The sequence below is a fragment of the Acinetobacter sp. FY683 genome, from assembly GCF_059515885.1.
The window spans coordinates 36,344-51,261 of record NZ_JCAKNA010000010.1; the positions used below are offsets into that span (position 1 = coordinate 36,344).

Annotated in this window: 14 protein-coding genes; 4 read left to right on the forward strand and 10 right to left on the reverse strand. The window is 38.3% G+C overall.

The window, feature by feature from the left end; all coding sequences use genetic code 11:
* The first annotated feature begins 1 nt into the window (after position 1).
* Complete coding sequence (locus tag AC5YDH_RS07240; RefSeq protein ID WP_496118195.1) at positions 2-1,357, forward strand: sigma-54-dependent transcriptional regulator; 1,356 nt, start codon at positions 2-4, stop codon at positions 1,355-1,357.
* On the opposite strand, the gene AC5YDH_RS07245 is transcribed toward AC5YDH_RS07240, so the two are convergent.
* The 4 genes from AC5YDH_RS07245 to lptF all read right to left on the reverse strand — a co-directional run bounded on the left by AC5YDH_RS07245 (position 1,358) and on the right by lptF (position 6,397).
* Positions 1,358-2,530 carry a S41 family peptidase gene (locus tag AC5YDH_RS07245; protein WP_496118106.1) on the reverse strand — a complete coding sequence of 391 codons (1,173 nt, stop codon included), beginning with the start codon at positions 2,528-2,530 and terminating at the stop codon, positions 1,358-1,360. It abuts the gene before it with no gap.
* A gap of 21 nt (positions 2,531-2,551) precedes the next feature.
* Positions 2,552-4,099 (reverse strand): 2,3-bisphosphoglycerate-independent phosphoglycerate mutase, encoded by a 1,548-nt coding sequence (gene gpmI, locus AC5YDH_RS07250; protein WP_496118107.1) that lies wholly within the window; start codon positions 4,097-4,099, stop codon positions 2,552-2,554.
* 124 nt (positions 4,100-4,223) lie between these two features.
* Complete coding sequence (lptG, locus tag AC5YDH_RS07255) at positions 4,224-5,294, reverse strand: LPS export ABC transporter permease LptG (protein ID WP_496118108.1); 1,071 nt, start codon at positions 5,292-5,294, stop codon at positions 4,224-4,226.
* A 2-nt stretch (positions 5,295-5,296) separates the two neighbouring features.
* The gene (lptF, locus tag AC5YDH_RS07260; protein WP_496118109.1) at positions 5,297-6,397 is read right to left on the reverse strand and encodes an LPS export ABC transporter permease LptF; all 1,101 of its coding nucleotides are present in this window, start codon (positions 6,395-6,397) and stop codon (positions 5,297-5,299) included.
* Positions 6,398-6,546: 149 nt separating this feature from the next.
* On the opposite strand from lptF, the gene AC5YDH_RS07265 reads away from it, so the two are divergent.
* From AC5YDH_RS07265 to blhA, 3 genes are read left to right on the forward strand one after another with little or no spacing between them, the layout of a single operon-like run.
* Complete coding sequence (locus AC5YDH_RS07265) at positions 6,547-7,995, forward strand: leucyl aminopeptidase (protein WP_496118111.1); 1,449 nt, start codon at positions 6,547-6,549, stop codon at positions 7,993-7,995.
* A complete protein-coding gene (locus tag AC5YDH_RS07270; RefSeq protein ID WP_496118112.1) occupies positions 7,988-8,395 on the forward strand; it encodes a DNA polymerase III subunit chi in 408 nt (135 codons plus the stop codon). The genes AC5YDH_RS07265 and AC5YDH_RS07270 overlap by 8 nt, the downstream gene beginning before the upstream one ends.
* Before the next feature lie 21 nt (positions 8,396-8,416).
* Complete coding sequence (blhA, locus tag AC5YDH_RS07275) at positions 8,417-9,022, forward strand: cell division protein BlhA (RefSeq protein WP_496118113.1); 606 nt, start codon at positions 8,417-8,419, stop codon at positions 9,020-9,022.
* Positions 9,023-9,108: 86 nt separating this feature from the next.
* On the opposite strand, the gene AC5YDH_RS07280 is transcribed toward blhA, so the two are convergent.
* The 6 genes from AC5YDH_RS07280 to AC5YDH_RS07305 all read right to left on the reverse strand — a co-directional run bounded on the left by AC5YDH_RS07280 (position 9,109) and on the right by AC5YDH_RS07305 (position 14,884).
* On the reverse strand, positions 9,109-9,654 hold the full coding sequence (locus tag AC5YDH_RS07280) for a VTT domain-containing protein (RefSeq protein WP_496118115.1): 546 nt from the start codon (positions 9,652-9,654) through the stop codon (positions 9,109-9,111).
* A gap of 109 nt (positions 9,655-9,763) precedes the next feature.
* Positions 9,764-10,423, reverse strand: coding sequence for a riboflavin synthase (locus AC5YDH_RS07285; RefSeq protein ID WP_496118117.1), 660 nt, complete (start codon positions 10,421-10,423; stop codon positions 9,764-9,766).
* A 25-nt stretch (positions 10,424-10,448) separates the two neighbouring features.
* Positions 10,449-11,741, reverse strand: a complete 1,293-nt coding sequence (locus AC5YDH_RS07290) for a DNA adenine methylase (RefSeq protein ID WP_496118119.1) — start codon at positions 11,739-11,741, stop codon at positions 10,449-10,451.
* Positions 11,738-12,841 carry a bifunctional diaminohydroxyphosphoribosylaminopyrimidine deaminase/5-amino-6-(5-phosphoribosylamino)uracil reductase RibD gene (gene ribD / locus AC5YDH_RS07295; protein ID WP_496118121.1) on the reverse strand — a complete coding sequence of 368 codons (1,104 nt, stop codon included), beginning with the start codon at positions 12,839-12,841 and terminating at the stop codon, positions 11,738-11,740. Before ribD ends, AC5YDH_RS07290 begins: the two co-directional genes overlap by 4 nt.
* 20 nt (positions 12,842-12,861) lie before the next feature.
* Positions 12,862-13,326 (reverse strand): transcriptional regulator NrdR, encoded by a 465-nt coding sequence (gene nrdR, locus AC5YDH_RS07300; protein WP_496118123.1) that lies wholly within the window; start codon positions 13,324-13,326, stop codon positions 12,862-12,864.
* A 136-nt stretch (positions 13,327-13,462) separates the two neighbouring features.
* Positions 13,463-14,884, reverse strand: a complete 1,422-nt coding sequence (locus AC5YDH_RS07305; protein ID WP_496118125.1) for an ammonium transporter — start codon at positions 14,882-14,884, stop codon at positions 13,463-13,465.
* Between the last annotated feature and the right edge of the window lie 34 nt (positions 14,885-14,918).

Genomic DNA, 14,918 nt, shown 5'->3' on the forward strand with positions numbered 1-14,918 from the left:
TATGTCTATGACATTATCACGCATGGGCATGAATACACATGTTGCCCATCAGGTAAGTGAAGCAAAAACATTACTCTCTAAAAATAATTATGATGCTTGTTTAACCGATTTTAATTTGCCCGATGGCAATGGCGTAGAGCTTGTAGATCATATTTCAAAAAACTATCCTCACATCCCTATTGCTGTACTCACCGCTTATGGAAATATGGATATCGCGATTTCTGCGCTCAAAGCAGGTGCTTTCGACTTCGTTAATAAACCAATTAAACAGCAGCACCTACAACAATTATTAGACAAAGCATTAAACAAACCAATCACATCTATTCAGAGTAATAATGAAAACTTACTTGAAAACAAGATGTTGATTGGTCAATCTGCCCCGATTCAGCAATTACGCACAACCATTAAAAAAATTGCTCGTTCTCAAGCACCCGTTTTTATTACAGGCGAGTCAGGCACTGGTAAAGAAGTTGTTGCAAACTTAGTACATCGTCTAAGCAATAGAAATGAAGGACCATTTATTGCCATAAATTGTGGTGCTATTCCTTCAGACTTAATGGAGAGTGAGCTCTTTGGTCATAAAAAAGGAAGCTTTACTGGCGCAACACAAGATAAACAAGGTTTGATTCAATCGGCACATGGCGGTAGTTTATTCTTAGATGAAATTGCCGAACTTCCTCTAAACATGCAAGTAAAACTACTCCGAGCTGTGCAAGAAAAACGGATTCGTCCTGTAGGTTCAGATACTGAAATTGATGTGGATTTTCGTGTGATTAGTGCAAGCCATCAAGACTTAGATAGTATGGTTCAGCAAGGACGTTTTCGCCAAGATTTATTCTTTCGCATCCATGTGATGGACTTAATTTTACCTCCTCTTAGAGCACGTGGTAATGATATCTTATTATTAGCAGAGAATTTCATTCAGCGTGTGTCACAAGAATGGCGTATTCCTCCTAAATATCTCTCCGATAAAGCAAAAATTTTTCTACTCGAACAATATTATCCTGGCAATGTACGTGAATTAAGAAATATTATTGAACGTGCAATGACTTTAAGTGATGAACAGTGTATCGATCTACAGCACTTACAAAGCACACCCCTAAAGCAATTTTCAGTACAAGTTGAAAAAAATATTCAACCTATTGAAAAACAGCCATATTCAGGTTTAGGCTCGAATAAGCTCCCCGTTGAAGGCTTAGAAAACTATTTAGCCAATATTGAAAAAGAAATTTTATTAAATGCCTTAGATTTAACGCATTGGAATAGAACACTTGCGGCAAAAAAACTAGGTATGACATTTAGATCTTTGCGGTATCGCTTGAAAAAATTTGGGCTAGATACAGACGAAGAACCTTAATTATTTATGACGAATCAATAATTCTGAAACATGCTCTACATAAGCATCTTCTTTCATATCAGGCTGTAGCACATATTTTTGATTGGGTTGTATACCAACGCCCTCAATCATTGCACCTTTAGGCGTGTAATAGTGAGAAACCGTCATTTGTAATGCGGCACCGTTCGACAGGGCAAAAAGTTTCTGGACTACGCCTTTACCATAGCTTGTATCACCAATAACCCATGCACGACCATGATCTTTCAGTGCTGCAGTAAACACCTCTGCAGCAGAAGCTGAGCGGTTATTAATTAAAATACCCACTTTTAATTTAAGAAACTCGGAACTCGGTAACGCCTGAAATTGTTGATCTCCCTCAGAGCGACTTTTAGTTGAAACAATCACCCCCTGATTTAGAAATAAATCAGCACTTTCAACAGCAGCTGATAACAACCCACCAGGGTTATTTCTTAAATCAATCAAAATACCTTTTAAACGAGGTGACGTATATTGTTCAATTAAGTGCTTCATTTCATTCGCAGTATCTTGCTGAAATACCTTAATTTTAATAACAAGAATTTGATTATTTAATAAATGAGCTTGAACATCAGTTTCTATTTTTTTATTTCTAACGATTGTAATAGGTGGACTTTTTTCTGTCAGTTGAATATCGATGGTAGAACCAACAGCACCTGACAACAAATTACTCACTTGATCATTATTTAATTTTTTTAGCTCTTGATTGTCAATTTTAAAAACAATCAGTCCATTTTTCAGACCTTGTTTAGCAGAATCCGCTTCTGGTTTTAAACCCTGAATAATCCACTGATGTAATTGATGATCAAAAACCACATCAAAATCTACAGATGCAAATTCGCCCTCTGTATATTGTAAAAGCTGCTTATAGTCTTCAGGAGATAAGTAACGTGAATAACGATCTAGACCTGAAACAAGTCCTTTAACTGCCTGCTGAAATAAATCTTCATCATTTTTTTCAGCCACATAGTTATCTTTTACTATGCCGTATATTTGAACAAAATTCTGTATCGCCTCTACAGGCACTTCTTCATATTGTTGTTCTTCATCTAAGCTTAAAACATCAGGCTGCTGAAGCTTTGTTTTTGCCCAAGCAGGAGAAAGGCTCAAACACATGAAGCATGTTGTTAATAAAGCAACAAGAGTGCGTTGAGCCATTCATTCACCTTTATTTATTGTTTATGGCGCTAATGTAATTAGATTACGACCTTTCATTTCTTCAGGTACTGGAATCTGCATTAAGCTTAATAATGTTGGTGCAACATCTGCTAACACCCCACCTTCTGCAATTATTGCTTGTGTAGGTCCAACATAGATAAATGGCACAAGTTCTGTCGTATGTTGAGTGTGAACCTGACCACTTACGTAATCTTGCATTTGCTCAACATTACCATGATCTGCTGTCACAATCATATGACCTTTTTGTGCCATAACTGCTTCATACACTCGACCTAAGCAAGTATCAACTGCTTCAACGGCTTTCACAGCTGCATCAAATTTACCTGTATGACCAACCATGTCACCATTTGCAAAGTTCACAACCAATAAATCAAACTCACCTGAATTAATTGCAGCAACAAGCTCATCTGTTACTTCATACGCACTCATTTCAGGTTTTAAGTCATACGTTGCAACATTAGGGGATGGAATAAGAATACGTTTTTCACCAACATATTCATCTTCACGACCACCACTAAAGAAGAATGTCACATGTGCATATTTTTCAGTTTCAGCAATACGTAATTGCGTTTTACCTAAATCTGACAAGTATTCGCCAAGCGAATTTTTGAGTGCTTCAGGCATATATGCAACTGGTGCATCGATTGTTGCTTGATAGCGTGTAAGCATGACAAATTTAGATAAATTTGGCACAACTTTACGTTCAAAACCTGCAAAATCTTTTTCAACAAATGCTTTTGTTATTTCACGTGCACGGTCAGCACGGAAGTTCATGAATACAACGCTATCGCCATCTTGAATTTTAGCAATATCGCCAATGCGTGTTGCTTTAACAAACTCATCAGTTTCTTCTGCTGCATAAGCCAACTCTAAGCCTTCTGTAGCAGTTGTAACAGTACGAGCCGCTTCACCTTCTGTAAGTAAACGATATGCTTGTTCTACACGATCCCAACGGTTATCTCGATCCATTGCAAAATAACGACCAATCATCGTCACAATACGACCTTGACCAGGGTATTGAGCAAATACAGCTTCTAATTTTTCAAGCGACGGCTGAGCACTTTTTGGTGGTGTATCACGACCATCTAAGAATGCGTGTAAATAAACTGTTGCACCGCGTTTTAATGCAAGTTCAACCATTGCAACAATATGGTCTTCATGTGAATGTACGCCACCTTCAGACAATAAGCCCAAAATATGCACTGCACCATTTGCAGCTTTGGCTTTTTCTACAGCATCTACAAGTACTTCATGCTCGAAGAAAGCACCTGTACGAATGTCTTTTGTAATACGAGTAAAGTCTTGGTACAACACACGACCTGCGCCCAAGTTCATGTGACCCACTTCTGAGTTACCCATTTGTCCATCAGGAAGGCCAACATCTTCACCTGAACCAGAAATCAAACCATGCGGATGCTTTTCCTGCATTGCAGTCAAATTTGGGCGTTTTGCTGCTAAGAAGGCATTATCTTCAACCTCTACACGGTGTCCCACGCCATCCATAATGACTAAAACGTGAGGAATTTTGCCAGCAGTTGCAACCGTCATGATATACACTCTTTTCTGTTTACAAATTAATCAATACATTTTACCGAAATTTCGATAAAGACTCTATGTTCTATCGATGGTTTAAGCCACTGATGAACATTGTTTTCTTCAATTCAATACATTTTTATCTTGCACGGTGAAGCAAGTAGCCACCAGCAGCAAAAATAAGAAGAATTGGTAAAAATACAAACCATGCTGGAGAAGGTGAATACACTAAACTTGCATACCCTAAAAAGTCTTGCAGATAGTAAAAACCTAAGCCTGTGAACATCGCAATGACCAAGCGAAAACCCATAGATTGTTGACGCAATGGACCAAAAATAAATGAACATGCAATAACAACTAAAGCAATAAGTGCAAATGGAGATGCTACCTTTTGCCAAAATGCCAACTGATATGTTTTAGGAACTTGGCTATATTCATGCATATAACTGATAAAACTTACCAACTGACTTGGAGATAGTTTTTCAGGATCAATCGTTACCATGTGTACATACTTAGGCTGTAATGCCATAGAAAGAGGTTGCTGATCTACTTTTTCTAAAACAGCATTACCATTGGGTAATACATCAGTTCTATCTACGTTTTCTAATGTCCATGTACCATCTTTAACAAAATTACCTTGTTCAGCATTAATCACACCGCGCATATTGTAATTTTTATCTAAATCGATCACTTGGATATTTTTTAACTGTCCAGATGAGTTTGCATAATCAATATAAATAAAACGTTGCCCTTCACGAGTCCAATATCCACTTACAGAGCCCAGTTCTGCAACACTTCGGTGCCCTTTCACACTCTGTGCTTTTTCATTGGTATATGGAGTTACCCACTCGCTTAAAGCAAAAGATAAAACCACCAAAATTAAAGCAGAGCGAATAACCCAGCCAACAATACGCCACAGGCTAATTCCTGAAGCACGCATAATAATAAGTTCACTATTTGATGCCAAAGCACCTAAACCTAATACAGCACCAATTAGGGCAGAGATCGGTAGAATCTCATATAAATATCTTGGAGCACCCCAAAGTACATATTTCAAGGCATCCAAAGCACCATAACCATCTTTCAACGAGCTCAATTCACCTAAATAAGAAAAAAGAACCTGTAAACCTGCTAATACAAATGTTGTTCCTAACATTGCTAGTGCAGTTGTTTTGGTCACATGTTTTGCAACAATTCGGCGTGCGAACATTATTAAGACCCCACTCGTTGAATTTTTTGCTTAATTTTGGGTGCAAGATTTGGTCTTCTTAAGAACAATACCCCAACACCACCATAAACAAGTAATGCTATAGGATAAGCCCATGCGCCTAATTCCTCTTTACTAACACGAGTCTTAATAGCCATTAGAACCACAATTAAACTCGCAAAAATTAACAATGCAGGAAATAATTTTAAATAACGACCTTGGCGAGGACTCACCTCTGATAGAGCTAAAGCCAAAATTAATGCAACAAACATGGCAAATGGTACAAATACACGCCACCATAGCTCACTTGAAACAACAGCATCTTCTCTATTCTGCCAAAGTTTCGATGTTGGTAAAGCCTCAACCTCAGTACTTTCAAACTTCGCTTCTTTATTATTTTCTAAGCGTAACCGATAAGTCTGAAACTCAATCTGCGTATATTTAGGACTATTTGGGAAAATTTCGTAACGACGACCTTCAGTCAAATCAACCACATTGGCACTATCATTTGGCATTTCAATTCGTGTTGCTTCTTTTGCCATAATCACAACATCAGGGCGCCCTTCTCTATCTGCTTTTTGATAGAAGAAAATATCTTTTAGATTTCTCCTATCTTCAGACAAATCACCTGCATAAATGGTATACGCACCTGAAGATACAAACTCTTTTGGACGAACCAAGTCAAACCCTGTTCTTACCGCTTGTGCAGAAGTCAACTCTTCAAACTGACGTAATCCCCATGGTGCTGCCCATAACATTAAAAATGATTGTACTGCCAAAAAGACAACCGTCATGGGTACTAATAATCGACCTAAACGATTTCGGCTCACCCCACTACTATTGAATACCGCCATTTCATGGTCGACATATAAACGACCAAAAACCAACATTAAACCAATGAAAAAACCTAAGGGTAAAATAAGGGTTAAAAACTCAGGTAAACGATAACCCACAATGCTAAATAAGATGCTTACATCTAAACGACCTTGCGCAGCAACACCAAAATATTTGATCAAACGACCACCCATCATGATCAAGGTCAATAAAGAGACCACCACTAATGATGTCGATACAACTTGCTTGACCAGATAACGCCGAATAATCAAATTAATTCTTCCAAAAAGCTGGGTAAAAAAACCTACACTAGTTTACCCTAATGTTAAAAATATAGAACTATACTCATGTTGCACATTGAAACTCTATTCATCAAAATGTTTCAATGGACCTAAACCTTACAAAGGCATGAAAATCGCATATGAAACTCAGTATTAACCAGTCATTCCAAGAGAATGCATCGAACCAATCTTTGTTGATATTAGTTGATTCAGAACAAGTTCAACATGCTACCAATACTTATCAAATCAATAACTTAAATACCATTATTGAATCAACACAATTTAAATCAGCTTTAGGTGAAACTTTAGCGTTAATTGGGCAAGTATCTGATTGTACTCACAGCGTATTTATTGGTATTGGTAAAGCAACCGAACTTAAAGCTGCGAAATTATCAAAAATTGCTCAAACAATTATCAAGTCTTCACAAAAAAAATTCAAACAAATTAGTGTTGATATTTCTGCACTTCCACAAGACTTACATTATTTATTCGCACTTAGCCTGACACAAGCGGCTTACTCTTTTGATGAATATAAATCTAAAAAGAATGACTTTATTCTTGAACAAATCAATCTAATTGCAAAAAATAGCCCATTAAATCAGCAACAATTATCATTAATTGAAGCAATTCAATCTGGGCAAAATTTAGCACGTAACCTAGGCAACCGCCCTGGTAACATTTGCTTCCCAGAATATTTAGCTGAACAAGCACAAGCTTTAGCTGCAGAATATCCGAATTTATTAAAAGTAACTGTATTAGATGAGCAACAAATGGCTGATCTAGGTATGGGTGCTTTCCTTGCAGTAAGTAAAGGCTCAGATCGTCCAGGTCGTATTATTACACTTGAATACCAAGGCAACCGTAAAGAAGCACCTGTCGTGCTAGTGGGTAAGGGTGTGACATTTGATACAGGTGGTATTTCACTTAAACCAGGCTTAGGCATGGATGAAATGAAATATGATATGTGTGGCTCTGCATCTGTATTAGGTACCATTCGTGCACTTTGCGAATCTCAGCTTCCTATTCATGTTGTTGGTGCAATTGCTGCTGCTGAAAACATGCCTTCAGGTCATGCAACTCGCCCTGGTGACATCGTAACAACAATGAGCGGTCAAACTGTTGAAATTTTAAATACAGATGCCGAAGGTCGTTTAGTTCTTTGCGATACATTAACATACATCAAGCGTTTCAACCCTGCTCTTGTGATTGATATTGCAACACTAACAGGTGCATGTGTAGTTGCATTAGGCTCAGTATTAACAGGTCTATTTACACCAGATGATGAACTTGCCGCAGAAATTGATACAGCAGGTCAACATTCATTTGACCGTGTATGGCGCATGCCAGTCATTGAAGACTATCAAGAGCAACTTGATTCTCCATTTGCAGATATTGCAAACATTGGTGGTCCTAAAGCAGGTTCTGTAACAGCTGCTTGTTTCTTAGAGCGTTTTACACGTGACTACCGTTGGGCACATTTAGATGTTGCCGGTACAGCTTGGACCTCTGGTGCAAACAAAGGTGCTACAGGTCGTCCTGTTCCACTATTAATGCAATTCTTAGCAAATCGCGCTCAATCGAATGGCTAAAATTAGCTTTTATCTTTTTGAAAAAAGTCCTGAACGGCGAGTCGAAAGTACTTGCCGTTTATGTCGTAAGATTTTAAAAAAATCTGAAAAAATCTGGTTGCTGTGTGAAAACTCAGAGTTACAACAGCAACTTGATGACCGTTTATGGAGCTTCGATGCAACCAGCTTTATTCCGCATGGAGTTGATAATGCAAATGCACCTATTTGTATTTCAGCAAAGCTTCCAGAACAGTCAGATTGGATCATTTTTAATTTTAATGACCAAGCACTTGAACAATTTGAGAAATTTAGTCACATTATTGAGATTATTGAAAATAGTGATTCGGCAAAACAACTCGGTCGTGAAAAGTTTAAACAGTATCGCCGTTTTGGCATAGAACCAAAAACGTATAAACTCTAAGCTATACAATAAAGGAGAAAGATGGTGGCATTAAATGTCGGACAAGATTTTAAACAGCGTTGGTTAGAAGCACCTGAAGCTGTGCGTCAAGCATATCTTGATGACCTCCATCGTATCTTCGATATTCTAAAACCTGAAGTTCAATTACAAGCTTGGATTGAACGAGACAAACAAGAACAGCAAAAATCTTTGCAAAAAATTGATGTTGCTTATGCAGAATTAAAAGCACAGTTGATTGAAGAAGCTCGTATTCGACATCAACAAGCTTTAGAAAAGAAACTAGAAGATAAACGTGCTGAAGAAGCAGAGTTTGCTAAACAATTGCAATTAGATGAAGAGCGAAAATTTGCAGAACAAGCAAAAGAGCTTCAACTCATGCGTCAAGATCTAGTACAAGAAACTCAAAGCTACACCAATCGTTATGAAAAAAATCCTAAGAATATTGCAGATAATTTATCTGTAAAAGATAGTGAAATGCTGTCTGAGCTCGACAGTGTTCGTATTCGTTTAGAGTTAGAAGCGGAGAGTTTAATTGAGCAAGCTGTTACAGCTTTTCGTGCAAAATTGCATGCAGCAACTCAAGAAGAAATTGAATATATATTGAAAAGTTCGAAATTTTCGGACTAACTACTTTAATTTTCCGTACATTCAAATCTAAAGTATTTCAAATCATATACTTTAGATTTTTTGCTTTTAGAGCCAAATGCTTAAAATTAAAAAAACCCAACCACAGCATGCAAGGTATGACCTAAGCCATAGCCAATACCAAGTAACAATCCAATCCAAAGCATACCGCCAATCACATTATATGCTGTAAAGGATGCAAAATTCATATTTGTTGCACCTGCTGCAAATGGTGCAAATGAACGAACAAATGGTACAAAGCGTGCAACTAAAATCGTTTTCCCGCCATGTTTAGTGAAATAATGATTGGTTTTAACTAAGTATTCAGGTTTAAAGTAGCGTGTGTGTTTGTTGAAATATTTAATGCCTAAAATGCTACCCGTATAATAATTAACGGTATACCCTAAAGTACTTGCCGTAAATAACGTGATTGCCATGTAATGTAGATGAATTACATCTGTTGACGAGCACAAAGCACCTATAGCAATCAGCAAGCTATCACCTGGAAGGAAAAACATGAATACTGAACCGGTCTCTGCAAAAATGACTAAAAATAAAATTGCATAGATCCACACGCCATAGTTTTCTAATAACACAGGCAACCATTGTTCAAGGTTCAGTAAAAAATCGAACATTTACACCTTTCCAAAATTTAAACTACTTCTATTTAAACACTAAAATCGACTAAAAAATAAAAAACAGTCTAATTTTTCAACTAGACTGCCTGTTTTTTACTCTTATAGCTTATTTCAAAAAGCCATTTTCAGCAAGGAAGTCCATGCTAAGTTTTGATTGTGGTTTTGTTTCAGCAGCCTTATCGCCTAGCAATAAACGCTCAATATAACGTGCCAATACATCTACTTCTAAATTAACTTTAGCTCCCACTTGCCAAGTACCAATATTGGTTCTTTCTGCAGTATGAGGAATTAAGTTAAGACTCATGATATTCCCACGTAAGTGATTAATTGTTAGGCTAATTCCATCAACAGTTACAGAGCCTTTTTCAGCCAAGTAACGTGCAATTTCAGCAGGTGCTGTCACTTCAAAATACAATGAACGTGCATCTGATTTAACCACTGTAATTTCACCAACAACGTCGACATGTCCACTTACAATATGCCCACCAAATCGTGTAGTAGGAAGCATCGCTTTTTCAACATTTACACGCTGACCAACTTTCCATTGACCTAACGTTGTACGATTTAAACTTTCACGCGACACATCAGCAGCATACCAATTGTTTCCCCAATCAGTCACTGTTAGGCAAATACCATTGGTTGCAATTGAATCACCTAAATGTACATCTGACATATCGAGGTCTGTTTGAATACGTAAACGGACATCTCCGCCTATGCTTTGTAAACTTTCAACTTTTCCAACGCTTTCAATAATGCCTGTGAACATAGGTTTTCTCAAATTTTATAGACTTTTACCATAATGCCAATTGTGTGCTAACACCTGTCGTGTCTACACCGCCTAATTCTGCAAAATGATGCAATTGACCAAGTAACTGACGAATTGGTGGTCCAGATTTACCATGCGTATCTGTAATCACAATAAACTCAAGTACACGTGCTCTTTCCGACTGACGCTGTTTACTCACGCGGTAACGAGGTACATCTTGCGTTAGCAGCGTTACACGACCACGCTTCAAGTTCGCTTGCAATAAATCTGTCGCACTAATATTACCATCGGTAGAATAGCTCGTTAGAATATATCGTGCATTAATCGTTGCCAATAACTTTTCATAGGCTTCTTGAGCATGCTTAGAAGAGTTATACGGACTTGGTCTTTCTTTACGCCAAGCACGGTCAATACCACTCTTAAAACCTTTAGTATCTGGGGTTGGTAAATCGACCTGATCCCATAAAGTTAAAGCATTTAAAACGTGATAATTACTGCTATAAGCATGTTGATTATATGGTGGATCTAAATAAGCAACATCAACTTCAAAACCACTCATTTGATTTGCTAAATGCTGTGCATCTACACACCACATTTCAGCAGCAGGTTTTTTCGCATCACCAATTTCACAAAAGCGACTTGGCGTTAACCAAAGTAACGACTCAATACGTTCCAAAGCCGTTTGTGTTTTCCCCCCCCACCCATGATGGAAGCTTTTAAATACACCTGATGTATTACTCACAAAACTCGCTGAATATAATAAAGGAGCAAGTAATGCTGACATTTCAACATCATCAATTGCACCTTGAGCTTGCCATGTCGCAATTTGCTGACGAATAGCATCTATACGCATACCATTACGGCGTTTGAAGAATAAACGATCTTTTGCAGGATCATAAATTTCATCATTGCGAGGACATAAATTGTGTGTAACCCAACCTTTCACTTCAGGTAAACGGTTCAAGTAATCAATGGCTTTTTGATAGCCACCCAACTCTTTAAATGCAGGTGCTTCCGTGCAAGATAAAATTGCACTATTTAAAGCGTGGCTATACGGTTCCCAATCATTAGCAATGACACGATAACCATTTTGACGTGCCAAACGTGAAACCACACCTGAGCCTGCAAAAAAGTCTGCAAAAATAGGCGCACGACCATCTTTTCGATTTAAAGTTCCCGTACTCTCAAGCGCTTCTAAAATCAGATGTAATAAACGGCGTTTGTTTCCTAAATAAGGAACCAATTGATGGAAAAGGTATTCATCGGTAGTACGCGCCGCATGACGACGCTTATGGTAAACCGTAGACTCTGGATTCATACTGTCTCTTGAGAGGGAATAAGCGTCAAACGAACGTCATTCCCTACTTGGGTAACATCTATAAGTTTAAAACGAAGTTGCTCTGCCATACGATTAAATTCCGCATTAAACATTGCACGAGCAGTTTGCCCTAAAAAAGTAGGTGCAACATAACTCAATAATTCATCAACTAACTGCTCTTTTAAAAATGCAGTTGATAGCGTTGCACCTGCTTCAACCAATACATCATAAACTTGATATTGCTGTGCTAAAGTTCGTAATAATTCATTTAAGGGCTGAATTTGTAATTGAACCACACCTAAATTTTCTAGCTCTTTACGATATGGTCCCATAACCATCACCGTTTTTGGTTGCTCTAAAATTTTAGCAGTTAATGGCAAGCGCCCTTGTCGATCTAAAATAATACGTAAAGGTTGAGCAACTGTAGAAATATCTACTACATTATCTAACTGTCTTACATTCAACTGGCAATCATCGGCTAAAACCGTTTCAATTCCTGTGACTACAGCACCTGAAATTGCACGCCAATGCTGTACATCTTGTCGAGCTTCACTACCTGTAATCCATTTAGATTCACCCGATGCCATTGCTGTTCGACCATCTAAACTTGATGCGACTTTTAAACGAACATAAGGCATACCTGTTGCCATTGTTTTTAAAAATCCCAAATTAAGCTGATGTGCTTCTGCTTCACAAATGCCTGTTTCAACTTCAATGCTAGCATCTTTTAAAATTTGCACTCCTTTACCTGCCACCAACGGATTAGGATCAGGACATGCAATAACAACTTTCGTTACACCTGCTTCGACCAAACCTTTTGCACATGGCGGTGTACGACCATAATGTGCACATGGCTCTAAAGTCACATAAGCCGTTGCACCTTTCGCCTGTTCACCTGCTTCTCGCATTGCGAACACTTCGGCATGTGGTTGCCCTGCTTTAGGATGAAAACCTTCCCCAACCAATTGACCATCTTTAACAATGATACAGCCAACATTGGGATTGGGTTTTGTTGAATATTGCCCAAGTTTTGCAAGCGCTATAGCACGTTGCATCCACACCTGATCTTGGTGTTTTGGATTTTGAATGGGCTCGGACATGGTGTACTAAATCTCTAAACTTAATCTTGAAGATCGCGATGTTGCATTTGCTCAATTTGACGACGAAATGCTTCTACATCTTGAAAGTCTTGGTAAACAGATGCAAAACGCACATAAGCAACATGATCTAGAGCAAATAATGATTGCATGACAATTTCGCCAATGGTGCGAGATTTAACATCTCGTTCACCTAGTCTACGAATTTGTAAGTGAATATCACTTAATACGGTTTCGATTTGCTCTTGAGTTACAGGACGTTTTTGTAAAGCATGCATAAGTGAACGACGCATTTTTGCTTCATCAAATGGTTCACTTTTCCCATCCGATTTAATAACACGTGGCATTACAACTTCATAGGTTTCAAATGTTGTAAAACGCTCGCCACAACTAATACATTCACGACGTCTACGAATTTGACAGCCTTCAGCTGCCAACCGTGAATCGATTACTCTACTATCTTCAGCGTTGCAAAAAGGACAATGCATAGCGGTTTTATTAAACAAATTTGAATGAGTTTAGAGTGTAGCAAAAATAATAGTATTTGTAGAGTATTGTTCTAGATATGGAAATAAAACAGCCCTTTCGGGCTGTTTTATACTATATATTGATAATGATTTTTTATTATTCGATGCGTTCGCCATGTTGACTTAAATCTAGACCCATGCGCTCATCATCAGATTCAACTCGGATACCAATCACTAAATCTATCACTTTAAGAATAATGAAAGTTACCACGCCAGAATAAGCAATTGTTGCTAGCACACCTTCAGTTTGCACCCATAATTGAGCAAGCATATCTTTTGGAGCACCATCACCCATGATGAATTCACTTGCAAATACTGCTGTTAATAGCGCACCTACAATACCACCTACACCATGAAGACCGAATGCATCTAAGGAATCATCTGCTTTAAGTATGCGTTTTAGTGCTGTAATACCCCAGAAGCACACTACGCCACCAATAAGACCCATGATTAAACCACCGCTTACAGTCACAAAACCTGCTGCTGGTGTAATCACAACCAAACCAGCTACCGCACCAGAAGCACCACCAAGTACAGATGCTTTACCACGTACTAGTTTTTCAACCAATAACCAAGAAAGTGCTGCTGCAGATGCTGCAACTTGAGTAACGATAAGTGCATAACCTGCTGAACCATTTGCACCTAAGGCAGAACCACCGTTGAAGCCAAACCAACCTACCCAAACTAAGCTAGCACCAACAACTGTTAATGTTAAGTTATGCGGTGCCATAGATTCACGACCTAAGCCCATACGCTTACCTAACATATATGCTGCAACTAAACCTGCGACACCTGAGTTGATATGAACAACCGTACCACCAGCAAAGTCGAGTGCACCATCGCTACCTAACCAACCACCACCCCATACCCAGTGAGTAATAGGTGCATATACAACAACAACCCAAATTGCAATGAAAGCAACAAAGGCACCAAATTTCATACGCTCTGCAATTGAACCACTAATAATGGCTACAGTAATAATTGCAAAGGTCATTTGGAAAATAACAAAAAGAATTTCTGGAATTGTGCCTGAAAGCGCCTCTGTTGTAATACCTGATAACATGAACTTATCAAGGTTACCAATAAAGAGGTTTCCTTCACTAAATGCGAGTGTATAACCAATAACAACCCAAACCACACTCACCACAGCTGCAGCAACAAAGCTATGTGCCATAGTACTTAATACGTTCTTTTTACGTACCATACCACCATAGAATAATGCTAAACCTGGAATTGTCATTAAAAGAACAAGTGCAGTTGATACTAAAATCCAAGCTGTATCACCAGTATCTAATGTTGGTTCTTCTTCTGGAATCGCACCTTCTGCTTCTAAAGCAGGTGCTTCTAATGATTCTACAGATGCAACATCTGCTAATTTATTATCTGCATCACTAATAACTTCTGCTACAACGACTTCCTCAACAACAGGAACAGACGCTGGAGAAGCATCTTCAGCCCATGCAACAGATCCACCTAAAAGCGCGCCTGATAAACTCAGCGCAAATAGCATTTTTTTCATTCGTATCCCCCAACCTAGTCTTTTTTTGAGTTAT

What these genes read in the sequence shown, in the direction of transcription:
- ribD (WP_496118121.1), bottom strand. Translation starts at nt 12,841, where the DNA reads ATGTCCGAGCCCATTCAAAATCCAAAACACCAAGATCAGGTGTGGATG.
- lptG (WP_496118108.1), bottom strand. Translation starts at nt 5,294, where the DNA reads ATGTTCGCACGCCGAATTGTTGCAAAACATGTGACCAAAACAACTGCA.
- AC5YDH_RS07270 (WP_496118112.1), top strand. Translation starts at nt 7,988, where the DNA reads ATGGCTAAAATTAGCTTTTATCTTTTTGAAAAAAGTCCTGAACGGCGA.
- AC5YDH_RS07265 (WP_496118111.1), top strand. Translation starts at nt 6,547, where the DNA reads ATGAAACTCAGTATTAACCAGTCATTCCAAGAGAATGCATCGAACCAA.
- AC5YDH_RS07280 (WP_496118115.1), bottom strand. Translation starts at nt 9,654, where the DNA reads ATGTTCGATTTTTTACTGAACCTTGAACAATGGTTGCCTGTGTTATTA.
- nrdR (WP_496118123.1), bottom strand. Translation starts at nt 13,326, where the DNA reads ATGCATTGTCCTTTTTGCAACGCTGAAGATAGTAGAGTAATCGATTCA.
- AC5YDH_RS07305 (WP_496118125.1), bottom strand. Translation starts at nt 14,884, where the DNA reads ATGAAAAAAATGCTATTTGCGCTGAGTTTATCAGGCGCGCTTTTAGGT.
- AC5YDH_RS07285 (WP_496118117.1), bottom strand. Translation starts at nt 10,423, where the DNA reads ATGTTCACAGGCATTATTGAAAGCGTTGGAAAAGTTGAAAGTTTACAA.
- blhA (WP_496118113.1), top strand. Translation starts at nt 8,417, where the DNA reads ATGGTGGCATTAAATGTCGGACAAGATTTTAAACAGCGTTGGTTAGAA.
- AC5YDH_RS07240 (WP_496118195.1), top strand. Translation starts at nt 2, where the DNA reads ATGTCTATGACATTATCACGCATGGGCATGAATACACATGTTGCCCAT.
- AC5YDH_RS07290 (WP_496118119.1), bottom strand. Translation starts at nt 11,741, where the DNA reads ATGAATCCAGAGTCTACGGTTTACCATAAGCGTCGTCATGCGGCGCGT.
- gpmI (WP_496118107.1), bottom strand. Translation starts at nt 4,099, where the DNA reads ATGACGGTTGCAACTGCTGGCAAAATTCCTCACGTTTTAGTCATTATG.
- AC5YDH_RS07245 (WP_496118106.1), bottom strand. Translation starts at nt 2,530, where the DNA reads ATGGCTCAACGCACTCTTGTTGCTTTATTAACAACATGCTTCATGTGT.